This window comes from Pseudacidovorax sp. DMC4 (genome assembly GCF_056314265.1).
This window is the reverse complement of the sequence record NZ_JBQUYR010000001.1, coordinates 1-23,894: the sequence shown is the minus strand read 5'-3', so window position 1 is coordinate 23,894 and position 23,894 is coordinate 1. Positions and strand designations below refer to the sequence as shown.

Sequence of the window (23,894 nt, the reverse complement as noted above, 5' to 3'; positions counted from 1 at the left end):
AGCAAGACCTTTGATGAGCCCGCTTCGGGCTGATCAAGGCCGTCCTTCGGTTCCATGGTGCACCCCTCGGTGCACCTTCCTCGATCAGCCCGCAGCGGGCTGCCCTCCCCGGCAGGCGCCAGCCGCCTGCTCATCGGTCACAGGTATTGAGGAATCTATGGACTTTCTGACTTCTCCCGAGTTCTGGGTCGCACTCGGGCAGATCATCATCATCGACATCCTGCTGGGTGGCGACAACGCGGTCGTGATCGCGCTGGCCTGCCGCAAGCTGCCGCCCGCGCAGCGCACCAAGGGCATCATCTGGGGCACCGCCGGTGCCATCATCCTGCGGGTGGTGCTCATCGCCTTCGCGATGACGCTGCTGAATCTGCCCTTCCTGAAGCTGGTCGGCGCATTGCTGCTGGTGTGGATCGGCATCAAGCTGCTGGCGCCCGATGAAGAGGGCCACGGCGAGGTCGCGAGCAGCGACCGCCTGTTCGCCGCCATCAAGACCATCATCGTGGCCGACCTGGTGATGAGCGTGGACAACGTCATCGCCATCGCCGGCGCCGCCCAGAACGCCGGCGACCACTCGCTGCTGCTGGTGGTGCTGGGCCTCGTGATCTCGATCCCGATCATCGTCTGGGGCAGCCAGCTGGTCATCAAGCTGATGGAGCGCTATCCGCTGATCATCACCCTCGGCGGCATGCTGCTGGGCTGGATCGCCGGCGGCATGCTGGTCACCGATCCGGTGCTGGCCAACCCCGACCGCTGGCAGTGGATGCTGAAGCTGCCGCAGACCGACGTGATCAAGTACGGTGCCCAGATCGCTGGCGCGCTGCTGGTGCTGGCCATCGGCAAGGCCGTGCTGGCCCGCCGCAGCAAGCAGGTGGCCGTGCATTGATCGCGTTCGAGGCCGGCTGAACCTTTTCGGTGGGCCGGCCTCCTTCTGTCCTCCCCACTTTCCCGGCCCAAGGAGCCCCTCGATGGACAAGATCATCCTGTACGTGGACGACGCGGCCTATGCCGTGGAACACCTGGACCAGCTGGCACCGGCCGCGCCGGACCGGCACTGGATCGTGGTGGCCTGCGCGCCGCGCATGACCCACCGCATCAGCAAGTGGGTGAGCCACAGCGCGCGCGAGAACTGGCGCGCCAAGTGGTTCGCCCGCGTGCAGGAAGCGCTGGGGCCCCTGCTGGCCCGCGAGGGCGCGCAGACCACCGCCGTGCTGGCCAAGGGGCCGCTGGTCGAACTGACGCAGCGTCTGCATCTGGAGCACGGCGCGGCCCGCGTGGTGGATGCGCGCCGTCCTCGCATCGGCTCGACCATGGAGCCGGTGGTGCCGGCGGCGGCCGAGTCGGCACCGCGCCACCCGCTCGTGCCCGGCGCGCGGGCCTTGCCGGGTGGCTTGGCGGGGCTGGCCGCCTTCCTGCTGCTGGCGCCCGGCCTGGCTGACTGAGCGGCGTGCCGGCCGGGCCGGCATGCTGCCCGCCGTCAGGTCCACCGGCTATGCTGGCGCCATGCGATTGATCCTCAAATGGGTGCTCAGCGCCTTGGCGCTGCTGATGGTCACCTACCTCTACGGCGGGGTGCAGATCTCGGGATTCGGCAGCGCGATGATCGCGGCGGCCGTGCTCGCGCTGCTCAACGTCTTCGTGCGGCCCGTGCTGGTGATCCTGACCCTGCCGGTCACGCTGATCACGCTCGGGCTGTTCCTCTTCGTCGTCAATGCGCTCATCTTCTGGATGGCCTCGGGGCTGCTGCCCGGCTTCCATGTCGACGGCTTCTGGGCGGCGCTGTTCGGCTCGCTGCTGTACTCGATCTTCGGCGTGATCATCGAGGCCGCCATCGGCGCCAGCCGGCGCTGAGGCCGCGGCACCGCTGATGCGCCACGCCGCCTGTTGGGCGGCTCGGCCGGCTACATCGGCTTCTCTTCCATCTGCTCGCGCGCGAGGCGTTCGATCTCGCGCGCACGCACGTCCACGATCGAGGCCTCGATGTGGTCGACGCGGCCGCCCTTGGCGGTGGTCTCGCGCACGTAGTCCTGGGCCGCGCGGAAGCGGTCGCGTGCCGCCACGTAGTCCAGCTGGGCGACCTGCGCCTCGGCTTCGGCGCGGATGGCGCGCAGGGTGTCGCCTTCCACGTCGTACAGCCCGCCGAGCAGCCGCCACACGGTCGCGTCGCGCGGATGCGTGGCCACCCAGTCGCGCAGCACCGGCGCGGCCTCCGCGGCATGGGTCCGGGTCAGCAGGGCGGCCTGGCCGGCCATCAGCATCTCGCCACGGGTTCTGGCGCGCACGTCGAGCAGGGCGACGGCCGCGGGCGCATTGCCGGCGCCCATCTCGATCTCGGCCGCCAGCAGCCGCGCCAGCCGGGCCGGCTCGCCGGCCGTGCCGACCTGCGTGCGCAGCTTCTGCGCCAGGCTGCGCGCAGCGGGCAGATCGCGCAGCTCCCTGGCGGCCATGGCGCCCGCATAGAGGGTGCCGGCGGTGGCCGCACTGGCAGGTGCCGTGCTGCCCTGCGCGGCCTGCACCCACTGGCGCAGCAGGTCCACGCCCGGGCGGCCCAGCACGCTGGCACGGGCCGCGATCATGGCGTGCTCGGGTGTCAGGGCCACAGTCGGCGGGGGCGCCCCTTCGCGGAACTGCACGCGCGCCTGCATCTCGGTGATGCGCTCGCTGGTCAGCGGGTGGCTGCGCAGGTAGGGATAGCTGCCGTTGTCGTTCAGCCGCGAGGCGTACTGCAGCTTCTCGAACATGACGGCGGCGCCCTGCGGCGCGAAGCCAGCCTGGCTCATCACGCCGAAGCCGATGCGGTCGGCCTCGCGCTCCATGTCGCGCGAGAAGTCCAGCTGCTTCTGCATGGCCATGGCCTGGCCGCCGACCATCATGGCCGAGCCCAGGTCGCCACCGCTGCGGCCGCTCTTGCTCATCGCCAGGCCGCCCAGCAGCATGGCCGCCAGCATCAGCGGCATCTGCCGGCTCTGCTGCGTGAGCATGCGGGAGATGTGCCGCTGCGTGACGTGGGTGAGTTCGTGGGCCAGCACCGAGGCGAGCTCGTCGCGGCTGCCGACGATGGCGATGAGCCCCGTGTTCACGCCGAGGTAGCCGCCGGGCAACGCGAAAGCATTGATGCTGCGGTCGCGGCCGATCAGCAGCACCCAGGCGAAGCGTTCGTCCAGCTCGGGCGTGAGCTCGCCGCGCTGGCGGGCCGCGGCCAGCAGCGGCTGCCAGATGCCCTGGACGTAGTCGGCGAGCACCGGGTCGTCGATGAAATCCGGGTCACGGTAGAGCTCGCGGGCGATGCGGTCGCCCAGTTCGCGCTCGGTGCCGGTGCTCATTTCGGCGCCATCGCCCAGGCCGGGCAGCGGGCGGGCCGGCGTCAGGGTCTGGGCATGGAGGGGCACGGCAGCGAGCTGGGCGCCCGCCAGGGCCACGGCCAGCGCGACGCGCGCAGCCCGCCGCGGTCGTCGCGGCCCAGGCAGCGAAGAGATACCGCGCGCAGCGGCGGACGGCGGGGCAGGCATGTCGCGGAGGGTGGCAGAAGACGGCATCGGACGCAGCATCGGTGGCTTTTTCCGGCCCGTATGATGCGCCTCCCGCCGGATCGTTCAGCCCCATGTCCTCACCCCTCACCCATTTCGACGCCCAGGGCCAGGCCCACATGGTGGACGTGGCGGCCAAGCCGGCCACGCACCGCACCGCGATCGCGGAAGGGCGCATCCGCATGCAGGCGGCCACGCTGGCGCTGGTCGAGTCGGGCACGGCCAAGAAGGGCGACGTGCTGGGCGTGGCGCGCATCGCCGGCATCCAGGCGGCCAAGAAGACCAGCGACCTGATCCCGCTGTGCCATCCGCTGGCCATCACCCGCGTGGCGGTCGAGTTCGAGACCGAGCCGGGCGACGTGCCCGCCGTGCGCTGCCGCGCGACGGTCGAGACGGTCGGCCCGACGGGCGTCGAGATGGAGGCACTCACCGCTGTGCAGGTGGCGCTGCTGACCATCTACGACATGTGCAAGGCGGCCGACCGCGGCATGGTGATCGACGGTGTGCAGGTGCTGGAGAAGCACGGCGGGAAGTCGGGCTCGTACATCGCGCGCTGACACCCCCATGCCGCTTCGCGGTCGCCTTCGGCTTGGAGGGGGCGCACCCAGAGGCCTGGCAAAGCCAGTTCCTCGGGTGCCCGGGCATGGCCTGCTCCGACGCCTGTTGATCGTCAGCGCGCGACCGTAGCAAGCGCAAGGCGTGGCTTCGCATTCGGAGTCCGAAGGGCCAGGCCGCTGGGAGGATGAGCGCCTTCAGCTTCCGTCGCGTTCCTCCTCGTCCGGCCGCTTGCGCCGCAGCGCCTCGATCACCTGCCGGGCACCCAGCCCCAGCGGGCGCTCCTTGGACCAGACCACATCCACCCACAGGTCCAGCCGGTTGCTGAGGTTCTCGAAGGGGATCTCCACCAGCGCACCCGCCGCCACATGCGGCTGCACGGAGGGCCGGGGCAACCAGCCCCAGCCCAGGCCGGCCGTCAGCAGGCTCAGCGCCGCCAGCGCGTTGTCGGTGCGCCAGGTGTGACGGGCGAACACGGTGCGCGGATCGCGCTGCGCCGGGTCGCGGCCGGCCACCACGATCTGGCGGGTGTCGATCAGGTGTTGCTCGCGCAGGCGGCCGCCGGCGGCGACCAGCACCGGATGGTCGGGTGCCATCACGGCGACCAGCGTCTCGGTCGCCACCTCCTGGAAGCCCTCGCGGCCATCGAGGCTGGGCCGCTCGAAGACCAGTGCGAGCTGCGCCCGGCCGCTGTGCAGCAGGGCCAGCGCGTCGGCCTGCGGGGCCGCGAGCACCTCCACCTCCAGGGATGGATGCGTCTGCGCCAGTGCGGCCAGTGGCTGGCTCCAGGGGCCGCTCAGCAGTTCCGGCGCGATGGCGAGCGTCAGCCGCTCCTCCAGCCCTTGCGTCAGGGCCAGCGCCTGCACCTCCAGCGCCTTGAGCTGGGCGGCGAGCAGCCGGGCCTGCGGCTCCAGCGAGCGGGCGGCGGCGGTGGGGCGCGGCTCGCGGCCGCCGCGGTCGAAGAGTTGCAGGTCCAACTGGGCTTCGAGCTGGGCGATGCCCATGCTCACCGCCGAGGGCACCCGCCGCAGAGCGCGCGCGGCGGCCGAGAAGGAGCCGTGGTCGAGGACCGCGAGGAAGAGGGCGACGTCGTCGCTGCTGAGCATGGCGATCTTTCAGCGAATCTGAAAGAAGCTGACTTTATGTGTCAGTGCGACAGAAATACAGTGAGATCGTGATCCAAAGTTTCCCGTCCAGAAAGAAGAAAGCCATGCAGGGCATCAAGCGGCGCGTCGTCTACATCACCCTCTACGAAGGCATCGCCATCGTGGTCGCCAGCCTGGGACTGGCTTGGATGTCGGGGCAGGGCGTGGGCCATTCCGGCGTGGTGGCGGTGATGGCCTCGGCCATTGCCATCGCCTGGAACCTGCTGTTCAACACCCTGTTCGAGCGCTGGGAGGCGCGCCAGGCCAAGCGCGGCCGCAGCCTGGGCCGCCGGGTGGCGCATGCCATCGGATTCGAGGGCGGGCTGGTGATGCTGCTGGTCCCCACCATCGCCTGGTGGCTGGAGATCAGCCTGTGGGAGGCGCTGGTGATGGACCTGGCGCTGGTGGTGTTCTTCCTGGTCTACACCTTCGTCTTCAACTGGGTGTTCGACGCCGTGTTCGGGCTGCCCGCCTCGGCGGCGGCACGGCCGGTCAGCGCCACCTGAGGGCTGCCGCGCCGCGCTGACGGAGGCCGGGGTGCGCGCCGGTCTTTCGGGGTTATCCCGGGTCGAGCCCTATAAAATCCGCGCTCCCCGCGCAAGGAGCGTTGCAACGGCGGGCCCCGGCACACCACCTGCGGTGGCGCCCGAGCGGCCCGGACCGTGAGGCTTGGCGGGACCGGACGCCGGCCGCCAGGCGCCGGCTGCAACGACGCTCACCTGATTCCCGCCCCCAGGTGTGCCGTCCATGAGTTCCTCCGCCCCTTCCGTTCCCCCGATGCTGCTGTCCGGCCTGGAGCCGGTCGTCATCGACGCGGGCACGCTGTTCGTCAACATCGGCGAGCGCACCAACGTCACGGGCTCCAAGGCCTTCGCCCGCATGATCCTGAACGGCCAGTTCGAGGAAGCACTGGCCGTGGCCCGCCAGCAGGTGGAGAACGGCGCCCAGGTGATCGACATCAACATGGACGAGGCCATGCTGGACAGCAAGGCGGCCATGGTGCGCTTTCTGAACCTGATCGCCAGCGAGCCCGACATCGCGCGCGTGCCGATCATGGTGGACAGCTCCAAGTGGGAGGTGATCGAGGCCGGCCTGCGCTGCATCCAGGGCAAGGGCATTGTCAATTCCATCTCCATGAAGGAGGGGGTGGACAAGTTCAAGCACGAGGCGCGGCTGATCCGCCGCTACGGCGCCGCCGCCGTGGTGATGGCCTTCGACGAGCAGGGCCAGGCCGACACCTATGCCCGCAAGATCGAGATCTGCGAGCGGGCCTACCGCGTGCTGGTGGACGAGGTGGGCTTTCCGCCCGAGGACATCATCTTCGACCCCAACATCTTCGCGGTGGCCACGGGCATCGAGGAGCACAACAACTACGCCGTCGATTTCATCGAGGCCACGCGCTGGATCAAGCAGAACCTGCCGGGCGCCAAGGTGTCGGGCGGCGTGTCGAACGTGAGCTTCAGCTTCCGCGGCAACGACCCGGTGCGCGAGGCGATCCACACCGTCTTCCTGTACCACGCCATCCAGGCGGGCATGGACATGGGCATCGTCAACGCCGGCATGGTGGGCGTGTACGACGACCTGGAGCCGCAGCTGCGGGAGCGCGTGGAAGACGTGGTGCTCAACCGGCGCCCCGACGCCGGCGAGCGCCTGGTCGAGATCGCCGAGACCGCTCGCAGCGGCGCCAAGGACGAGAGCAAGAAGCTCGAATGGCGCGGCACGCCCGAACAGCCGAAGTCCGTGGACGAGCGCCTGGCCCACGCGCTGGTGCACGGCATCACCGACTTCATCGTCGAGGACACCGAAGAGGCCTACCAGGCCATCGTGGCCCAGCCGGGCGGCCGGCCGCTGCACGTCATCGAAGGCCCACTGATGGATGGCATGAACATCGTGGGCGACCTGTTCGGCGCCGGCAAGATGTTCCTGCCGCAGGTGGTCAAGAGCGCCCGCGTGATGAAGCAGGCCGTGGCCCACCTCATTCCCTACATCGAAGAAGAGAAGAAGCGCGACGAGGCCGCGGGCCGCGACGTGCGCAGCAAGGGCAAGATCGTCATCGCCACCGTCAAGGGCGACGTGCACGACATCGGCAAGAACATCGTCACCGTCGTGCTCCAGTGCAACAACTTCGAGGTGGTGAACATGGGCGTGATGGTCCCGTGCCACGAGATCCTGGCCCGCGCCAAGGTCGAGGGCGCGGACATCGTGGGCCTGTCGGGCCTGATCACGCCCAGCCTCGAAGAGATGCAGTACGTGGCCGGCGAGATGCAGAAGGACGAGCACTTCCGCGTCAAGAAGATCCCGCTGCTGATCGGCGGCGCCACCACCAGCCGGGTGCACACGGCCGTGAAGATCGCGCCGCACTACGAGGGCCCGGTGGTCTATGTGCCCGATGCCTCGCGCAGCGTGAGCGTGGCGCAGAGCCTGCTGTCGGAGCAGGCGGCGAACTACATCGCCGAGCTCAATGCCGACTACGACAAGGTGCGCCAGCAGCATGCCAACAAGAAGCAGGTGCCGCTGTGGCCCCTGACCAAGGCCCGCGCCAACAAGACGCCCATCGCCTGGACCGGCTACCAGCCGCCCAAGCCGAAGTTCATCGGCCGGCGCGTGTTCCGCAACTACGACCTGGCGGACTTGGCCAAGTACATCGACTGGGGCCCCTTCTTCCAGACCTGGGACCTGGCCGGGCCCTTCCCGCAGATCCTGAAGGACGAGATCGTCGGCACCGAGGCCCAGCGCGTCTTCAGCGACGGCAAGCGCATGCTGCAGCGGCTGATCGAGGGCCGCTGGCTCACGGCCAACGCGGTGGTGGGCTTCTGGCCGGCCAACACCGAGCGCGACGACGACATCGTGCTGTATGCCGACGAGTCGCGCGAGACACCGCTGCTCACCTGGTACGGCCTGCGCCAGCAGACCGAGAAGCAGGCCGTGGATGGCGTGATGCGCCCGAGCCGCTGCCTGGCCGACTTCGTCGCGCCGCGCGACTCGGGCGTGGCCGACTATGTGGGCGCCTTCGCCGTCACCGCGGGCATCGGTGCCGAGAAGCGCGAGAAGTACTTCCTCGACGACCTGGACGACTACTCGGCCATCATGTTCAAGGCCCTGGCCGACCGCCTGGCCGAAGCCTTTGCCGAGGCGCTGCACCATCGCGTGCGCCTGGACCTCTGGGGCTATGCCGCTGACGAGCAGCTGAGCAATGACGAGATGATCAAGGAGCAGTACCGCGGCATCCGCCCGGCGCCGGGCTATCCGGCCTGCCCGGATCACAGCGTCAAGGGACCGATGTTCGAGCTGCTGCAGTGCGCCGAGATCGGCATGGGCCTGACTGAATCGCTGGCGATGACGCCGGCGGCGAGCGTGTCGGGCTTCTACCTGAGCCATCCCGACAGCACCTACTTCAACGTGGGCAAGATCGGGCACGACCAGCTGCAGGACCAGGCAGCACGTCGCCGGCTCGCGGAATCCGAGCTAGAGCGGCTCTTGGCGCCGAACCTCTGAAGCGGAGGCTGCCATTCTTCTCCTGCTGCAGAAGCTGAGCTTCACGGCCGTGCACCTGCTCGGCCTGGCCGTGGTGCTGCTGGCGCTCTGGGGTGCGGGCGATGCCGTCATGCGCCGGCTGTGGGCTGGCGCGCCCGGCACGCCGGGGCGCGACGACCCCTGGCTGCGCATGGCGCTGTCCGCCGCCACCGGCCTCGGCCTGGCGATCGTGGCGCTGCAGGCGCTGGGCGTCGCGGGCGCGCTGCGGCCGCCGGGCACTCTGGCGCTGCTGGCCATCGGGCTCGTGCTGGCCCTCTGGCGCCTGCCTGCCCAGTGGCGGCTGCTGCTGACCCTGCCGCCGGGCCCGCCGCTGGGCCGCGCCGAGCGCGTGGCGACCGTGGTTGCCATCGGGGCCTTCGTCATCAGCCTGTTCGAGCCGATGGCACCGCCGCATGCCTTCGACGAGATGATGTACCACCTGCCCTATGCGCGGCAGGTGGCGGAGAGCGGCGCGCTGGGCATTCACGACTGGCTGCGCTACCCCTGGTTCCCCTACAACTACGACCTGCTCTATGCGGCCGCGCTGCCGCTGGCGGGCGACGTGTTCCCGCACCTGCTGCATGCACTGGGCGGCTGGCTGGCGGCTGCGCTGGTATGGCGACTGGCCATCACGCACACCGACCGCATCTGCGCCGCGATTGCGGCGGCGGTGTGGCTGATGATGGGCGAGTTCTTCAACGCCCTCATCGACATGGGCGTGGCGCTGTTCGTGGTGGCGGCCTTTACCGTGCTCTGGTTGTGGTGGAGCACGCCGGTCACGCCGGCGCAGCCGCGGCGGCCGGCGCGCTGGCTGGGCCTGGCCGCCTTCTACCTGGGCGTTGCGGCGGGCAGCAAGTACCAGGCGCTCACCTTCCTGCCGCTGGTGGCCGTGTGCGTGGCCTGGCGCGAGCGCCGGCCAGGGCCCTGGCTCCTGGCCCTGGGCTGCTTCCTGCTGCCGTGCCTCTACTGGTTCGGCCGCAACTGGCTGCAGACGGGCGATCCGTTCAATCCCATCGGCGCCAAGGTGTTCGGCTTCACCAACTGGAACCTGGACGACTACCAGCGCCAGGTCGACGACGTGCGTGCCCACGCAGCCCTGCCCAACGTCATGCTGTGGCCGGCGCTGCTGGTGCCCTTCGCGGCGGTCTGGAAGACGCGGCCCGCGGTGCGCGCCGCGGCGCTGTTCGGCGCCTGGTCGGTGCTGGTGTGGCTGGCCACCTCGCGCTATCCGCGCTACATGGCGGCCTCGTTCCCGATCCTGGCCTGGCTGGGCGCGATCGGCTGGTGCCAGCTGTGGCGCTGGGCCGCTGCCGCGCTGCAGCGGCACGTCGGCGACCGGGCGCGCGCCCGGTCGGTGGCCGGGCTCGGCGTCGCCCTTCTGTCCGTGCTCGTCGTCGCCGGCGGGGTGCGGCTGTGGAACCACGTCCGCCAGATCGCGCCCACGCCCGAGACGCGCGAGGCCTTCCTGGCCCGCAACGTGCCGGGTTACGTGGTGCTGAGCTGGCTGCGCGCGCATCCGCAGCCCGGCCGCCTCTATCAGGTGGGTCTGAGCGACGCGATCTACTTCGCGCCCAACCCGGTCTGGGGCGATGTGTTCGGTCCCTACCGCTACGTCGACTTCCTGCTGCTGCCCGCCCCCGAGATGGCGCGCAAGTTGGTGCAGCACGGCTTCGGTACCATCGTCGTCCAGACGGCGCTCGGGCCCTATGTCGATGGCAAGCCCGGCTTCGAGCACCACTTCAAGCTGCTGGTCGAGCGCGATGGCGTGAAGGCGTACCGGATCGTCCCGGACCCGTCCTGATGCCTCGGCCGCTCTTCCGCTGCCTCGTCACCACCACCGATCTGCCCGCATGCGCATTGCCGCCGTCATTCCCTGCTACAACGAAGCCCTGGCCATCGCCCAGGTGATCGAAGGCTTCCGCACCCATCTGCCGCAGGCCCAGGTGCATGTGTTCGACAACGCGTCCAGCGACGACACCGCCGCCGTGGCCCGGGCCCATGGGGCGCGGGTGACCACCGTGCGCCTGCGCGGCAAGGGCAACGTGGTGCGGCGCATGTTCGCCGACGTCGAGGCCGACATCTACATCATGGTCGACGGTGACGCCACCTACGACCTGGCCCGGCTGCCCGAGATGATCGACATGCTGGTGCAGGGCAACCTCGACATGGTGGTGGGCGCCCGGCAGGACGATCAACAAGACGCGCAGACCTACCGCCGCGGCCATCGCCTCGGCAACCGCATGCTGACGGGGGCCGTGGTCAAGCTCTTCGGCGGCGAGTTCAGCGACATGCTGTCGGGCCTGCGCGTCTTCTCGCGCCGGTATGTGAAGTCCTTCCCGGCGCTGTCGCAGGGCTTCGAGACCGAGACCGAGCTCACGGTGCATGCGCTGGAACTGCGCATGCCCTGGGACGAGCTGCCGGTACGCTATCTCGCGCGTCCCGAAGGCTCGGAAAGCAAGCTGTCGACCTACCGCGACGGCTGGCGCATCCTGGTCACCATCACCAAGCTGTTCGTGAGCGAGCGGCCGCTGCTGTTCTTCATGATCGTGACGGCGGTATTGGCGCTGGCCTCGCTGGGCCTGGCCTTCCCGCTGCTGCTGACCTACCTGCACACCGGGCTGGTGCCGCGCCTGCCCACCGCGGTGCTGGCCACCGGCCTGATGCTCGCCGCCATGCTGTCGGCCAGCTGCGGCGCCGTGCTGCGCACCGTCACGCTGGGTCGCCGCGAGGTCAAGCGCATCGCCTACCTCGCCATTCCCGGCGCGGCGCGGCTGGCAACGCCGGCGAGCGTGCAGTGAACGTCCGCCCGGCTGGTCCGGCGAAAGTGCTGCGGTGATCTCCGGCCCGCTGCTGCGCCGCCTGCTGAGCTTCGGCATCGCGGGCGTCATCGGCTTCGCCGTCGATGCCGGCCTGCTGTACCTGCTGGCGCCGCATGTGGGCTGGTATGCGGGGCGGGTGCTGTCCTTCTGGGGCGCGGCCACGGCCACCTGGCTGATCAACCGGCGCTTCACCTTTGCCGATGGCGCGCGGCGCCTGCCGCTGTGGCACGAATACCTGCGCTACCTCGCCGCCATGCTGGGCGGCGCCCTCGTCAACTACGCGGCCTACGTGGCCGTGCTGCATGCGCTGCAGGGCCCGGCGGCACCGCTGCTCGGCGTGGCCGCCGGCAGCATCGCCGGCATGGGCGTCAACTACCTGTCGGCGCGCTACCTGGTCTTCAGACGCTGAGCCGGGCGGCGCGCCGACTCAATGCGCGCCGGACACGACCACGGGCACTTCCGTGGCGGGCGGCGTGTTGCGGCTGCGGCCGCAGCGCACGATGCCGTCGATCATCACCATGCCCACGCCCGGCAGGTCGCCCAGCTGCACGCTTTCGAGCAGCGTGCGGCCGGCCGTGTGCTGGGCGCGGTCCAGGAAGACGAAGTCGGCCGCATAGCCCTTGTCGATCAGGCCGCAGTTGAGCTTGCGCATGCGGGCCGTGTTGCCGGTGGCGAAGCAGAACACCAGCTCGGCCGGGATGTTGGCCAGCGACGAGAGCATGGCGATCATGCGCAGGATGCCCAGCGGCTGCACGCCCGAGCCGGCCGGGCCGTCGGTGCCCAGGATCACGCGGTGCGGGCACTTGAGTTCGAGCGCCGCCCTGGCCGCCGCGATGGCCACGCGCTCGTTGCCGTTGTGCACGATCTCGATGCCGCGGGTGCTCTTCTCGCACAGCTCGCACACATGCGCCTCGGGCAGCGAGGTGTGGCCGCCGTTGATGTGGCCGATGATGTCGGCGTCGGCCTCCAGCACCACGTCCTTGTCGATCAGGCCCGAGCCCGGGATGGACGGGCCGCCCGTGTGGATGGTGCTCTGGATGCCGTACTTGCGGGCCCAGGCCACCATCTCCTTGGCCTCGTAGCCGGCCTTGACGCTGCCCAGGCCCACCTCGCCCAGCAGGCCGACGCCGGCCTCGGCCAGTTCCTTGAAGTCGCTCTCGACCATGCCCTTCTCGATCACCGGCGCGCCGGCCAGCACCTTCACGCCGCCGGGGCGGAAGGCGTCGAAGGCGCGCTGCGCGGTGATGGCCAGGGCCTTGAGGCCGACGATGTCCTTGGGCCGGCCGGGGTAGTGCACCTCGCCCGCGGAGATCATGGTGGTGACGCCGCCATTCATGCTGGACTCGATCCAGTTGAGCTGGCTCTGGCGCGGCGTCCAGTCGCCGGCCACGGGGTGCACGTGGCTGTCGATCAGACCCGGCGCCACGCAGGTCTGGCGCGCGTCGATGACGGTGGTGGCGCCTTCGACGTCACAGTCCTTGTAGCGGCCGACGGCGGCGATCAGGCCGTCCTCGACCACGATGGTGTCGGCCTGCAGGATGGGCTGGTCGATGTCGCCCGAGAGCAGCAGCCCTATGTTCTGGATGACGACCTTGCCCGACTTGCCGGCGGCGGCGACTTCTGCCATTTGTTCGTGTCCTTGTCGTGGGGGGAAATGGATTCCGTGCTGTCGTCCTGCCGCACGGTGCGCAGCACCGTCTCAGTGACGAAGGCCTCCCAGTGCTGGGCGGCCTCGGGTGCGTCGAGCTGCTCGCCCAGGAAGCTGGCGAGCGTGTAGCGGTTGGACATGTAGAAGTAGCCCGTCGCCGCGATCAGCAGGTACACGTCGCGCGCGGCCAGGTCGGGGCGGAACAGGCCCTGGGCCGCACCGCTCTCCAGAATCGAGGCGATCACCGCCACCGCCCGCGACGAGTATTCGCGCGCGCGCACCGACTTGGCGATGTGCCGGCCCTTGTGCAGGTTCTCGGTGTTGAGCAGGGTGACGAAGTCGGGATTGCGCCGGTAGTAGCCCAGCACGAAGCGGATCACCTCGGTCAGCGCCTCGACCGGGCGGGCCATGTCCAGCGCCATGGCGGCCTCGGCCTCGTCCATGCGCTGGTAGATGCCCTCCAGCACGGCCACGAACAGGCCTTCCTTGCTGCCGAAGTAGTAATAGATCATCCGGTCGTACGACTTGGCCGCGCGCGAGATCTTCTCCACGCTGCCGCCCTCGTAGCCGTACCTGGCGAACACCTTGGTGGCCGCACGCAGGATGGCCTCGCGCGAGGCCTGCGCCTGCGCCTCGCGCACGCCGGTCTTGCGCTGCGGCTTGGCGGGCGTCTTGCGCGTGGCCACCTGGGTTACTTCTCTACAAAGGCACGTTCGACAACGTAGTCGCCGGGGGTGGTCGTGTTGCCTTCGTGGAAGCCGCGCTGCTCCAGGATCAGCTTCATGTCGGCCAGCAGCATCGGGCTGCCGCACAGCATCACGCGGTCTTCCGCGGGGTTGAGCGGCGGCAGGCCCAGGTCGTCGGTGAGCTTGTTGCTGGTGATCAGGTCCGTGATGCGGCCCTGGTTGCGGAAGGGCTCGCGCGTGACGGTGGGGTAGTACAGCAGCTGCTCGCTCACCATCTCGCCCAGGAACTCGTGGTGCGGCAGGTCCTGCGTGATGGTGTCGTGGTAGGCCAGCTCGGCCACCTCGCGCACGCCGTGCACCAGGATGACCTTCTCGAACTTCTCGTAGGTCTCGGGGTCGCGGATCACGCTCAGGAAGGGCGCCACGCCGGTGCCGGTGCCGAACAGGTACAGGCGCTTGCCGGGCAGTGTGTAGTCGATCAGCAGCGTGCCTGTGGGCTTGCGGCCCACCACGATGGTGTCGCCGACCTTGATGTGCTGCAGCCGGGAGGTGAGCGGGCCGTCGGGCACCTTGATGCTCAGGAACTCGAGGTGCTCCTCGTAGTTCGCGCTCACGATGCTGTAGGCACGCAGCAGCGGCTTGCCGTCGACCTTGAGGCCGATCATCGTGAAGTGCCCGTTGGAAAAGCGCAGGGCAGGGTCGCGCGTGGTGGTGAAGCTGAACAGGCGGTCGGTCCAGTGGTGGACGGTCAGGACGCGTTCTTCGGCGAAGGCACTCATAAGCTAATAACCAAATGAAAGGGAAGCTGGCGGGTGGCACGAGGGCATGCGCATCAGGCTTGCGGCGCCACTGGCTGGTGCTGCCCATTTTCGTTCACGACGCACCAGGAAGGGGAGTCGTGCACTCTGGAAAACACCCATGCAAGCATCGCGCCGGGCCGCTAGATTCGTTTCATGTAGCGATCACAACATGAATATGGAGCGGATGCTACACAAACGGTGCATCGCCGCCAAGCCGATTTCCGGCATGCTTGTTGCACACACAGGCCGCGTTGCACGAAAGCCCACGATGACAGAACACACCAAGACCGACGGCCTGCCCGGCATCGACGTGCCGGCCCTGCCCACCACGCCCGACGGCCTGGGCCGCGCCCCCGCGCGCAACGAGCGCATGAGCACGAGCAAGGTCGAATGCAATGCCTGCCCGGTGCTGTGCCAGATCTCCGAAGGCCGCACCGGCGCCTGCGACCGCTACGCCAACCGCGAGGGCGTGCTGGTGCGCACCGACCCGGTGGTGATGCTGCGGCGCGAGCTCGACTCGCCCGAGCCGGCCCTGGTGCCCTTCGCCCGGCCGGCGGCCGACACCGTCGAAGCCGCCGCGGCCGATGCACCGCAGGACGACTGGAACGGCGACCTGCTGCTGGCCGACCAGGTCTTCGTCACCGGCATCGGCAGTTCCACCACCTACCCCGACTACAAGCCGGCGCCCTTCATCGTGGCCTCCAAGGCGCAGGGTGTGGACATGGTCACCGTGGTCACCGAAGGCATCTTCAGCTACTGCAGCGTGAAGGTGAAGATCGACACCGACCGCTTCCTGGGCAGCGAGCAGGCCAACGTCCGCTACAAGGGCGAGGTGGTGGGCCATGTGACCACGGCCGAGTACGGCTCGCAGATGCTGTCGCTGGGCGGCGTGCACCACCTCACTGGCGGCAGCAAGAAGGAAGGCCGCATGACGCTGGAGATGATGCAGCGGCTGTGCAACAAGCAGGCGGCCGAATGCACCATCGACGGCGGCGCCAGCTTGGTGATCCAGGCCGGCCGCGCGCCCATCGTCAACGGCGTCGAAGAGCAGCGCATGCGCGTGGGCTGCGGCTCGGCCACGGTGGGCATCTTCGCCAAGCAGCTGCTGGGCCTGGCCGACGAGGTGGTGGTGGTGGACGACCACATCACCGGCGTGCTCACCGAGCACCAGGCCGGCCGCTGCCTGGCCATGCCGCCTTCGGGCATCCAGATGCGCGGGCGCAAGTCCACGCCGGGGCGCTACTTCCAGGTCGCCAATCCGGGCAGTGGCTGGGGCGGCACCGACATCGCCGACCCGCTGGCCATCATCGAAGGCTGGGAGCCCGGCGTGGCCAAGCCGGGCCTCAAGCTGCTGATGACCTCCACCACCGGCGAGCAGGCCGAGTGGTACGTGCTGGACGACGAGCTGCGCCCCGTGCCGCAGCCCATGCCCGAAGCCGTGCGCAAGGTGGTCGAGCGCATCGGCGAGAACTGCGAGCCCTCGCTTACCACGGTGCTCTTCCTGGGCGGCGCGGGCGGCAGTCTGCGTGCGGGCGTGACCGAGAACCCGATCCTGCTCACGCGGGCGATCAAGCGCGCGCTGGTCAACGTGACCTGCGGCGGCGCGCCGGCCTATGTGTGGCCAGGGGGTGGCATCACGGTGATGGCCGATGTCATGCGCATGCCCGACAACAGCTTCGGCACCGTGCCCACGCCGGCCATCATCGCGCCCATCGAGTTCAGCATGCGGCTGCAGGACTACGCAGACCTGGGTGGCCACATGGAGCATGTGATGTCGCTGGAGCAGGCACTGCGCCGCGGCGCCTGGCAGGACGACGGCGCGCCGCTTGCTCGCCGCTTTGTCGGCCAGGCCAGCGACAACCCGTGGCCGCTGGGCCACAAGCCCATGCTGGGCTGATCTCTCGCGCCGCAGCGACGCATGCCCGCCCAACTCCAAGCCCTCGACGACCAGCGCTGGCACTGGCACCACGGTCCCATCGACCTCGTGGTCCAGGCCGAGGGTGAGGCGCGCGCCGTGGCCGAGGCGCACGAGGCGGCCTGGGCGCGCTTCGAAGGCCTGCTGGACGAGCTGGTCGCCGAGCTGCCTTCGTTGCGCCGGCCGGTGTCGGAGCATGCAAGCCTGCGCGGCCCAGTGGCGCGGCGCATGCAGGCCGCCTGCCTGCCCTTCCTGCCGGCCTTCATCACGCCGATGGCGGCCGTGGCCGGCGCGGTGGCGCAGGAGCTGATCGCCTTCTACCAACGTCCCGGCATTACCCGCGCCTGGATCAACAACGGCGGCGACATTGCGCTGCATCTGGCGCCTGGCACCGAGGCGCGGGTCGGCCTTTATGCGGACCTCGCCCGCTTCGACCCGCGCGACGCCGAGCGCCTGCGCACCGACGGGCAGTTCAGCGTTGCTGCGGCAGACCCGGTGCGTGGCATCGCCACCAGCGGCTGGCGGGGCCGCAGCTTCTCGCTCGGCATCGCGGACAGCGTGACCATCCTCGCGGCCACGGCCGCGCAGGCCGATGCGGCGGCGTCCATCGTTGCCAACGCCGTCGATGCGGACCACCCCGCCATCGAGCGTCGCCCCGCCAACGAATGCAAGGACGACAGCGACCTCGGTGCGCTGCCCGTCACCGTGCAGGTGCCGCCGCTGCCCACCACCGTGGTGCGCGATGCGGTCGAATCGGGGCTGCGACGCGCGACGGAACTGCAGTTGCACGGCCTCATCCACGCCGCCGTGATCGTGTGCCAAGGGCAATGGAGAGTGCTGTCGGCACGCGACGAGGCCGTGCTCGCGCCGGCCGTTGGTTCAGTATTTGCTTAACGAATTGCACACCCCTTCACCACGATGATCGACATCCGCCGCGTCTTCACCCAAGTCGAGCACATCCACCACGAGTTCGGCCCCCGCGCCGAGCAGCCGCTGGTGCGCGGCGCCATCGCAGCCGTGCTCGCCAACCCGTTCGCCGGCCGCTACGAGCCGGACATCCTGCCCATGATGGCGCTGCTGGACCCGGTGGGCGTGGACATGGCCCAGCGCCTGCTGGCCGCCATGGACGTGCCGCGCGAAGCCATCGCCACCTACGGCAAGGGCGCCATCGTCGGCGCGGCGGGCGAGCTGGAGCATGGTGCGCTGTGGCATGTGCCGGGCGGCTACGCGATGCGCGAGTTGCTGGGTTGGAAGGGCGACCGTGCGGCCTACACTGCCGGCCAGGGCGAGGCCAAGAGCGGGCAGCCGGGCAACGCGCTGTCCATCGTGCCGTCCACCAAGAAGGTGGGCCCCCCCGGCGCCGCCCTCGATGTGCCGCTCACCAACATCAACGCCAGCTATGTGCGCGGCCAGTTCGACGCCATCGAGGTGCGCGTGCCCGGCGCGCCTGCTGCCGACGAGATCGTCTTCATCCTCGCCATGACCACCGGCTACCGCGTGCATGCCCGCGTCGGTGGGCTCCGGGCCGAGGACATCAGCCAATGGAACGGCCTGCGCTGAAACGCACGCCGCAGAACGAGGAGAACCCATGCCAGCAGACATCCGCAAACTGATCGTGCAGGTCGACGAAACGCGCAAGGAGATGGGCCAGACCATCGACCCGCCCACGCGCCGCGCCGTCGCCATCGCCGTCATCGCCAACCCCTATGCCGGCCGCTACAGCGAGAACCTGGACGAGCTCATCGCCATCGGCGAGGAGCTCGGCGGCCTGCTCGGCCAGAAGGCCGTGGCCGCGCTGGGCATCGAGCCCGGCCAGGCCCAGAGCTACGGCAAGGCCGCCATCGTCGGCGAGGCCGGCGAGCTGGAGCATGCCGCCGCCATCCTGCATCCCAAGCTGGGCGCGCCGTTGCGCGTGGCGGTCGAGAAGGGTGCCGCGCTGGTGCCTTCGGCCAAGAAGCAGGGCACGCTGGGCACGGCCATCGACGTGCCGCTGGGCCATAAGGATGCAGCCTTCGTGCGCAGCCATTTCGACGCCGTCGAGGCCCGCGTGAGCGACGCGCCGCGCGCGGGCGAGATCGTGGTGGCCGTGGCGGTGACCGACAGCGGCCGGCCGCTGCCGCGCATCGGCGGGCTGCAGGTGTCCGAGATCAAGGGCGTGGACGGTCTTCGCTGAACGCGGCGCGGCTATTCTTCGCCTGCTTCATTTCCCCCGGTTTTCCATCCCATCCGACGAGGAGTTCCCCATGCAACCCTTCCGCCTCCATTTCGGTGCCGCCGCGGCGCTGGCCCTGGCTGCCGGCACGCTGATGCCGGCCCACGCCCAGAACGTCATCAAGATCGGCGAGGTCAACAGCTACAAGGCCCAGCCGGCCTTCCTGGAGCCCTACAAGAAGGGCATGGAGCTGGCCGTGGACGAGATCAACGCCAAGGGCGGCGTCAACGGCAAGAAGATCGAGCTGATCACCCGCGACGACAACGCCAACCCGGGCGATGCGGTGCGCATGGCCGAGGAACTGGTCTCGCGCGAGAAGGTGGACGTGCTGGCGGGCGCCTTCCTGTCCAACACGGGCCTGGCGCTGGCCGACTTCGCCAAGCAGAAGAAGTTCTTCTACCTGGCCGGCGAGCCGCTGACCGACAAGATGACCTGGCAGGGTGGCAACCAGTACACCTTCCGCCTGCGCCCCGGCACCTACATGCAGGCCGCCATGCTGGTGCCTGAGGCCGTCAAGCAGAAGAAGAAGCGCTGGGCGCTGGTCTACCCCAACTACGAATACGGCCAGTCGGCCGTGGCCGCCTTCAAGAACCTGCTGAAGGCCGCGCAGCCCGACGTGGAGTTCGTCACCGAGCAGGCCACGCCGCTGGGCAAGGTCGACGCCGGCAGCGTGGTGCAGGCCCTGGCCGATGCCAAGCCCGACGCCATCTTCAACGTGCTGTTCGGCGCCGACCTGTCGAAGTTCGTGCGCGAGGGCAACACCCGCGGCCTGTTCAAGGACCGTACGGTGGTCAGCGTGCTGACCGGCGAACCCGAATACCTCGATCCGCTCAAGGACGAGGCGCCCGATGGCTGGATCGTGACCGGCTACCCGTACTACGGCATCAAGACGCCCGAGCACAAGGCCTTCCTCGATGCCTACCAGGCCAAGTTCAAGGACTACCCGCGCCTGGGCTCGGTGGTGGGCTATTCGATGATCAAGTCGGCCGCCGCCGGCATTGCCAAGGCCGGCAGCACCGACGCCGACAAGCTCGTCGCCGCCTTCAAGGGCCTGCAGGTGGACAGCCCCTTCGGCAAGATCAGCTACCGCGCCGAAGACCATCAATCGACCATGGGCGCCTTCGTGGGCAAGACCAAGAACGACGGCGGCAAGGGCGTGATGGTGGACTACGTCTACTACGACGGCGCCGATGCGCGCTTCCAGCCGCCCGCCGCCGACGTGAAGAAGTCGCGCAGCGCGGACTGACCACTGCTGCCCCCTGAAGAGAGCCTTGCCATGAGTTTTTCCGGCCTGATCGTCCAGCTCCTCAACGGGCTGGCGTCTGCGTCCTCGCTGTTCCTGGTGGCGGCGGGCCTGTCGCTGATCTTCGGTGTGACGCGCATCGTCAACTTCGCGCATGGCTCCTTCTTCATGGTGGGCATCTACGTCGCCTACACCCTGGCCGACAAGCTGGGCGGCGCGGGCTTCTGGGTGGCGCTGCCGCTGGCGGCCGTCGCGGTGGGCGTGCTCGGCGCGGTCATCGAGGTCGTGCTGCTGCGGCGCATCTACAAGGCGCCCGAGCTCTTCCAGCTCCTGGCCACCTTCGCGCTGGTGCTGGTCATCAAGGACGCGGTGCTGTGGCTCTGGGGGCCCGACGAGCTGCTGGGCCCGCGCGCGCCGGGCCTGCGTGGCTCGGTCGAGATCCTGGGCCGGCAGTTCCCGGCCTACGACCTGTTCCTGATCGTCGTCGGCCCAGTGGTGCTGGGCCTGGTGTGGCTGTTGCTCACCCGCACGCGCTTCGGCACCCTGGTGCGCGCCGCCACGCAGGACCGCGAGATGGTCAGCGCGCTTGGCGTCAACCAGGCCTGGCTGTTCACGGCCGTGTTCGCGCTGGGTGCGCTGCTGGCCGGCCTGGGCGGCGCGCTGCAGTTGCCGCGCGAGCCGGCCACGCTGGAGATGGACCTCAACACCATCGGCGCCGCCTTCGTGGTGGTGGTGGTGGGTGGCATGGGTTCACTCCCTGGCGCTTACGTAGCCGCCTTGCTCATCGCCGAGATCAAGGCCCTGTGCATCTGGCTGGGCGTGGTCGAGATCGCGGGCATCGCCATTTCCTTCTCCAAGCTCACGCTCGTGGTCGACTTCCTGGTCATGGCCGCGGTGCTTGTCTGGCGGCCCTGGGGCCTGATGGGCCGACCGCAGGCGCCCAGCCGCTATGTGGGCATGCAGGAAGAGCCGCTGCGCCGCGCGGGCGGCTCCTACGTGGCGGCGGTGGGCGTGCTGGCCCTGGTGCTGGCCGCCATGCCGGTGCTGACGGCCAGCTCGCCCTACACCACGGTGCTGATGATCGACCTGCTGATCGCGGCGCTCTTCGCGGCCAGCCTGCACTTCATCATGGGTCCGGCAGGCATGCATTCCTTCGGCCATGCCGCCTACTTCGGCCTGGGCGCGTATGGCGCGGCGCTGCTGGCGCGCGCCGCCGGCCTGCCGATGGAACTCACGCTGGTGCTGGCACCGGTGGTGGCGGGCCTCGGGGCGCTGGTCTATGGCTGGTTCGCCGTGCGGTTGTCGGGCGTGTACCTGGCCATGCTGACGCTGGCCTTCGCGCAGATCACCTGGGCCATCGTCTACCAGTGGGACAGCTTCACCGGCGGCAGCAACGGCCTCACGGGCGTGTGGCCGTCGGAATGGCTCAATGACAAGCGCGCCTACTACTGGCTCACGCTGGTGCTGGTGGGCGGTGGCCTGTGGTGGCTGCGCCGCGTGCTGTTCTCGCCCTTCGGCTACGCGCTGCGTGCAGGCCGCGACTCGGTGCTGCGCGCCGACGCCATCGGCATCGACGTCAAGCGCATGCAATGGGCGGCCTTCGTGGTGGCCGGTGCGGTGGCGGGTCTGGCGGGCGGGCTGTTCGCGTACTCCAAGGGCAGCATCTCGCCGGAGACGCTGGCGGTGGGCCGCTCGGTCGACGGCCTGGTGATGGTGCTGCTGGGCGGCATCCAGACGCTGGCCGGCCCGGTGGTGGGGGCCTTCACCTTCACCTGGCTGCACGACATGGTGGCGCGCAACACCGACTACTGGCGTGCCATGCTGGGCGCCATCATCCTGATCCTGGTGCTGCTGTTCCCGCAGGGCATCGCGGGCTCGATCAAGCAGTTGGCCGACAAGTGGCGCGGCCGGCGCGACGACGTGGCGGCCGACGAGGCGGCCAAGGCGCCGATGCAGGCCGCAGCTGCGGCGGGGGAGGGCGCGCGATGAGCCGACCCTTCAACTTGTTCTTCATCGGCCTGGAGGTGCTCTGATGTCCCTGCTGCATGTCCAGAACCTGGGCAAGTCCTTCGGTGGCGTGAAGGCCGTCGACGGCATCAGCTTCACGCTGGCCAAGGGCGAGCTGCTGGCGCTGATCGGCCCCAACGGCGCCGGCAAGTCCACCACCTTCAACATGGTCAACGGCCAGCTCAAGGCCGACCAGGGTTCCATCACGCTGGACGGCACGGAGCTGGTCGGCAAGAAGCCGCGCGAGATCTGGCGACTGGGTGTGGGCCGCACCTTCCAGATCGCCGAGACCTTCTCGTCGCTGACGGTGGTGGAGAACGTGCAGATGGCGCTGCTGTCGCACGACGCCAAGCTGTTCGCGATGTGGCGTCGGGCGTCCGACCACAAGCGTGACGAGGCGCTGGCGCTGCTCGACCAGGTGGGCATGAAGTCGCAGGCCGACCGGCCCTGCAGCGTGCTGGCCTATGGCGACGTCAAGCGGGTGGAGCTGGCCATTGCCATGGCCAACGACCCCAAGCTTCTGCTCATGGACGAGCCCACGGCCGGCATGGCACCGAAGGAGCGCAATTCGCTGATGGCGCTGACCAAGCAGCTGGTGATCGACCGCGGCATGGCGGTGCTGTTCACCGAACACAGCATGGACGTGGTGTTCGCGTACGCCGACCGCATGATCGTGCTGGCGCGCGGGCGCCTGATCGCCGAAGGCAAGCCGCTGGAGATCCGGGACCATCCGAAGGTGCAGGAGGTGTACTTCGGCTCGGGCAAGACTTTCGAGAAGAAGGCGGCTTGATGTTTTTGGGCCTCGTCGTCGGGACTCTTCGGGGCGCGCCCTGGCCGGGGCCTGGCCTGGGGCGGCTGCGAGTTCGTCGGTCGGCCCTGCGGGCCGACTCCCCTGCGATGCTCGGGCAGCCGGGCCGCGGCATAACTCGCTGCGCTGCCTGCGGCAGCTCCGCTCAAACAAACGCCGCGAGTCAGTTCACGAAGCGGGCCTGTCCTTCGGCAGGCCCGCAGCCCGGCCAACCTCCGCTTCTCGGCGACGCACACGCAGCCGCCCCAGGCCAGGCCCCGACCAGGGCGGGACATGCGGTGGTCAGTGACGGCGGTGACGCTGGCGCTTCCGCCTCTGCCTGCGCCCAGGTGCGTGTCCGTGCCTCAGCGCGTGCTGTTGCGTTGACCGCCGTCTCCATCCCCGTCGGCGCTTCCGCCTCCGCCCCCACCTGCGCCACGAGCCAGAACTCAGTTCGCGCGGTTGCCTCGCCAGAGCCGCGGGCACGTGTGCGTCCCATCGAGCGCAACGTATCCGCGCGGCGGGGCTGGGCTGCCAGGGGCGATTTCGGTGGTGGCGAGAAGCGCAGGGCAGGGGGTGGCGCGCGTGCGAAGACACGCGCGCTTCGTGATCTGACTTGTCGCATTTGTCTGAGCGGAGCTTGGAGTGAACCCCTGCGGCTGGACCACAGAGGTGGCACAGAACTAAGCTGCTTGCCGGGCGAGTTGATCTTCGAATTCGTTGGGTGGGACGTAGCCCAGCGCCGAGTGCAGTCGGGTGGCGTTGTAGACCTGGTCAATGAACTGAGGCAGGTGGCTGACGACGTCCTGGAAGTCTTCGTAGCCGGCCAGATAGACCTGCTCGACCTTCAGCGTCTTCATGAAGCTCTCGGCCTGGGCATTGTGATACGGGTTGCCTGCACTGCTCATCGAACTGCGCAGGCCCGCCTCCTGCAACGCCTTGCGGTAAGCACGGCTGGCATATGGCGCACCGCGGTCGCTGTGATGAATGCAGCCCGCAGGTGGTCGTCGCAACTGGACTGCTGCGGCCAGCGCCGCCAG

22 protein-coding genes are annotated in these 23,894 nt (G+C 69.3%); 16 read left to right on the top strand and 6 right to left on the bottom strand.

All coding sequences use genetic code 11. The features are described 5' to 3' along the window. The first annotated feature begins 157 nt into the window (after positions 1–157). The 3 genes from ACT54X_RS00110 to ACT54X_RS00100 all read left to right on the top strand — a co-directional run bounded on the left by ACT54X_RS00110 (position 158) and on the right by ACT54X_RS00100 (position 1,848). Complete coding sequence (locus ACT54X_RS00110) at positions 158–883, top strand: TerC family protein (RefSeq protein ID WP_294366035.1); 726 nt, start codon at positions 158–160, stop codon at positions 881–883. An 82-nt stretch (positions 884–965) separates the two neighbouring features. After that, positions 966–1,439: a hypothetical protein gene (locus ACT54X_RS00105; RefSeq protein ID WP_476344390.1), complete on the top strand. Its 474-nt coding sequence runs from the start codon at positions 966–968 to the stop codon at positions 1,437–1,439. A 61-nt stretch (positions 1,440–1,500) separates the two neighbouring features. Beyond that, positions 1,501–1,848, top strand: coding sequence for a phage holin family protein (locus tag ACT54X_RS00100; protein ID WP_234193488.1), 348 nt, complete (start codon positions 1,501–1,503; stop codon positions 1,846–1,848). 50 nt (positions 1,849–1,898) lie between these two features. On the opposite strand, the gene ACT54X_RS00095 is transcribed toward ACT54X_RS00100, so the two are convergent. Then, a complete protein-coding gene (locus ACT54X_RS00095) occupies positions 1,899–3,506 on the bottom strand; it encodes a M48 family metalloprotease (protein WP_476344388.1) in 1,608 nt (535 codons plus the stop codon). Between the two features lie 92 nt (positions 3,507–3,598). Here ACT54X_RS00095 and moaC point away from each other — a divergent pair, with 92 nt between their 5' ends. Beyond that, entirely contained in the window at positions 3,599–4,081 is a 483-nt protein-coding gene (gene moaC, locus ACT54X_RS00090; RefSeq protein ID WP_354319188.1) for a cyclic pyranopterin monophosphate synthase MoaC, read from the top strand. Positions 4,082–4,276: 195 nt separating this feature from the next. Here the strand turns inward: moaC and ACT54X_RS00085 are convergent, their stop codons facing one another. Next, positions 4,277–5,185 (bottom strand): LysR family transcriptional regulator, encoded by a 909-nt coding sequence (locus tag ACT54X_RS00085; protein WP_476344386.1) that lies wholly within the window; start codon positions 5,183–5,185, stop codon positions 4,277–4,279. A 104-nt stretch (positions 5,186–5,289) separates the two neighbouring features. On the opposite strand from ACT54X_RS00085, the gene ACT54X_RS00080 reads away from it, so the two are divergent. The 5 genes from ACT54X_RS00080 (at position 5,290) to ACT54X_RS00060 (ending at position 11,965) form a co-directional block, all read left to right on the top strand. Further along, positions 5,290–5,730 carry a PACE efflux transporter gene (locus ACT54X_RS00080; protein WP_476344384.1) on the top strand — a complete coding sequence of 147 codons (441 nt, stop codon included), beginning with the start codon at positions 5,290–5,292 and terminating at the stop codon, positions 5,728–5,730. 271 nt (positions 5,731–6,001) lie between these two features. Continuing rightward, entirely contained in the window at positions 6,002–8,719 is a 2,718-nt protein-coding gene (gene metH, locus ACT54X_RS00075; protein WP_476345081.1) for a methionine synthase, read from the top strand. 49 nt (positions 8,720–8,768) lie between these two features. Beyond that, positions 8,769–10,538 carry an ArnT family glycosyltransferase gene (locus ACT54X_RS00070; protein WP_476344382.1) on the top strand — a complete coding sequence of 590 codons (1,770 nt, stop codon included), beginning with the start codon at positions 8,769–8,771 and terminating at the stop codon, positions 10,536–10,538. Positions 10,539–10,587: 49 nt separating this feature from the next. Then, positions 10,588–11,535 (top strand): glycosyltransferase family 2 protein, encoded by a 948-nt coding sequence (locus ACT54X_RS00065; RefSeq protein ID WP_294366017.1) that lies wholly within the window; start codon positions 10,588–10,590, stop codon positions 11,533–11,535. A gap of 34 nt (positions 11,536–11,569) precedes the next feature. After that, entirely contained in the window at positions 11,570–11,965 is a 396-nt protein-coding gene (locus ACT54X_RS00060; RefSeq protein ID WP_234193479.1) for a GtrA family protein, read from the top strand. Positions 11,966–11,983: 18 nt separating this feature from the next. On the opposite strand, the gene ACT54X_RS00055 is transcribed toward ACT54X_RS00060, so the two are convergent. From ACT54X_RS00055 to ACT54X_RS00045, 3 genes are read right to left on the bottom strand one after another with little or no spacing between them, the layout of a single operon-like run. Further along, positions 11,984–13,183 (bottom strand): amidohydrolase family protein, encoded by a 1,200-nt coding sequence (locus ACT54X_RS00055; RefSeq protein ID WP_294366012.1) that lies wholly within the window; start codon positions 13,181–13,183, stop codon positions 11,984–11,986. Continuing rightward, positions 13,129–13,890 carry a TetR/AcrR family transcriptional regulator gene (locus ACT54X_RS00050; protein ID WP_476344379.1) on the bottom strand — a complete coding sequence of 254 codons (762 nt, stop codon included), beginning with the start codon at positions 13,888–13,890 and terminating at the stop codon, positions 13,129–13,131. Before ACT54X_RS00050 ends, ACT54X_RS00055 begins: the two co-directional genes overlap by 55 nt. A 5-nt stretch (positions 13,891–13,895) precedes the next feature. After that, positions 13,896–14,669 carry a ferredoxin--NADP reductase gene (locus ACT54X_RS00045; protein WP_017758775.1) on the bottom strand — a complete coding sequence of 258 codons (774 nt, stop codon included), beginning with the start codon at positions 14,667–14,669 and terminating at the stop codon, positions 13,896–13,898. Positions 14,670–14,958: 289 nt separating this feature from the next. Here ACT54X_RS00045 and ACT54X_RS00040 point away from each other — a divergent pair, with 289 nt between their 5' ends. From ACT54X_RS00040 to ACT54X_RS00010, 7 genes are all read left to right on the top strand, one after another. Then, the gene (locus ACT54X_RS00040) at positions 14,959–16,587 is read left to right on the top strand and encodes a 6-hydroxynicotinate reductase (protein ID WP_294366007.1); all 1,629 of its coding nucleotides are present in this window, start codon (positions 14,959–14,961) and stop codon (positions 16,585–16,587) included. 21 nt (positions 16,588–16,608) lie between these two features. Beyond that, complete coding sequence (locus ACT54X_RS00035; RefSeq protein WP_294365986.1) at positions 16,609–17,499, top strand: UPF0280 family protein; 891 nt, start codon at positions 16,609–16,611, stop codon at positions 17,497–17,499. Between the two features lie 24 nt (positions 17,500–17,523). Continuing rightward, positions 17,524–18,165, top strand: a complete 642-nt coding sequence (locus tag ACT54X_RS00030) for an amino acid synthesis family protein (protein ID WP_294365984.1) — start codon at positions 17,524–17,526, stop codon at positions 18,163–18,165. A gap of 28 nt (positions 18,166–18,193) precedes the next feature. Next, on the top strand, positions 18,194–18,778 hold the full coding sequence (locus ACT54X_RS00025; protein ID WP_294365982.1) for an amino acid synthesis family protein: 585 nt from the start codon (positions 18,194–18,196) through the stop codon (positions 18,776–18,778). Between the two features lie 70 nt (positions 18,779–18,848). Beyond that, on the top strand, positions 18,849–20,063 hold the full coding sequence (locus ACT54X_RS00020; RefSeq protein ID WP_476344375.1) for an ABC transporter substrate-binding protein: 1,215 nt from the start codon (positions 18,849–18,851) through the stop codon (positions 20,061–20,063). A gap of 30 nt (positions 20,064–20,093) precedes the next feature. Continuing rightward, a complete protein-coding gene (locus tag ACT54X_RS00015; RefSeq protein WP_294365979.1) occupies positions 20,094–22,049 on the top strand; it encodes an ABC transporter permease in 1,956 nt (651 codons plus the stop codon). 43 nt (positions 22,050–22,092) lie between these two features. Continuing rightward, positions 22,093–22,857 carry an ABC transporter ATP-binding protein gene (locus tag ACT54X_RS00010; protein ID WP_017758024.1) on the top strand — a complete coding sequence of 255 codons (765 nt, stop codon included), beginning with the start codon at positions 22,093–22,095 and terminating at the stop codon, positions 22,855–22,857. Positions 22,858–23,537: 680 nt separating this feature from the next. Here ACT54X_RS00010 and ACT54X_RS00005 read toward each other — a convergent pair. Beyond that, positions 23,538–23,894: transposase (locus tag ACT54X_RS00005; protein WP_476344373.1), on the bottom strand; the 357-nt coding region annotated here is incomplete at its 5' end.

What these genes read in the sequence shown, in the direction of transcription:
- ACT54X_RS00080 (WP_476344384.1), top strand. Translation starts at nt 5,290, where the DNA reads ATGCAGGGCATCAAGCGGCGCGTCGTCTACATCACCCTCTACGAAGGC.
- ACT54X_RS00095 (WP_476344388.1), bottom strand. Translation starts at nt 3,506, where the DNA reads ATGCCTGCCCCGCCGTCCGCCGCTGCGCGCGGTATCTCTTCGCTGCCT.
- metH (WP_476345081.1), top strand. Translation starts at nt 6,002, where the DNA reads ATGCTGCTGTCCGGCCTGGAGCCGGTCGTCATCGACGCGGGCACGCTG.
- ACT54X_RS00085 (WP_476344386.1), bottom strand. Translation starts at nt 5,185, where the DNA reads ATGCTCAGCAGCGACGACGTCGCCCTCTTCCTCGCGGTCCTCGACCAC.
- ACT54X_RS00045 (WP_017758775.1), bottom strand. Translation starts at nt 14,669, where the DNA reads ATGAGTGCCTTCGCCGAAGAACGCGTCCTGACCGTCCACCACTGGACC.
- ACT54X_RS00020 (WP_476344375.1), top strand. Translation starts at nt 18,849, where the DNA reads ATGCAACCCTTCCGCCTCCATTTCGGTGCCGCCGCGGCGCTGGCCCTG.
- ACT54X_RS00040 (WP_294366007.1), top strand. Translation starts at nt 14,959, where the DNA reads ATGACAGAACACACCAAGACCGACGGCCTGCCCGGCATCGACGTGCCG.
- ACT54X_RS00105 (WP_476344390.1), top strand. Translation starts at nt 966, where the DNA reads ATGGACAAGATCATCCTGTACGTGGACGACGCGGCCTATGCCGTGGAA.
- ACT54X_RS00010 (WP_017758024.1), top strand. Translation starts at nt 22,093, where the DNA reads ATGTCCCTGCTGCATGTCCAGAACCTGGGCAAGTCCTTCGGTGGCGTG.
- ACT54X_RS00100 (WP_234193488.1), top strand. Translation starts at nt 1,501, where the DNA reads ATGCGATTGATCCTCAAATGGGTGCTCAGCGCCTTGGCGCTGCTGATG.
- ACT54X_RS00015 (WP_294365979.1), top strand. Translation starts at nt 20,094, where the DNA reads ATGAGTTTTTCCGGCCTGATCGTCCAGCTCCTCAACGGGCTGGCGTCT.
- ACT54X_RS00055 (WP_294366012.1), bottom strand. Translation starts at nt 13,183, where the DNA reads ATGGCAGAAGTCGCCGCCGCCGGCAAGTCGGGCAAGGTCGTCATCCAG.
- ACT54X_RS00110 (WP_294366035.1), top strand. Translation starts at nt 158, where the DNA reads ATGGACTTTCTGACTTCTCCCGAGTTCTGGGTCGCACTCGGGCAGATC.
- ACT54X_RS00025 (WP_294365982.1), top strand. Translation starts at nt 18,194, where the DNA reads ATGCCAGCAGACATCCGCAAACTGATCGTGCAGGTCGACGAAACGCGC.
- ACT54X_RS00030 (WP_294365984.1), top strand. Translation starts at nt 17,524, where the DNA reads ATGATCGACATCCGCCGCGTCTTCACCCAAGTCGAGCACATCCACCAC.
- ACT54X_RS00065 (WP_294366017.1), top strand. Translation starts at nt 10,588, where the DNA reads ATGCGCATTGCCGCCGTCATTCCCTGCTACAACGAAGCCCTGGCCATC.
- moaC (WP_354319188.1), top strand. Translation starts at nt 3,599, where the DNA reads ATGTCCTCACCCCTCACCCATTTCGACGCCCAGGGCCAGGCCCACATG.
- ACT54X_RS00035 (WP_294365986.1), top strand. Translation starts at nt 16,609, where the DNA reads ATGCCCGCCCAACTCCAAGCCCTCGACGACCAGCGCTGGCACTGGCAC.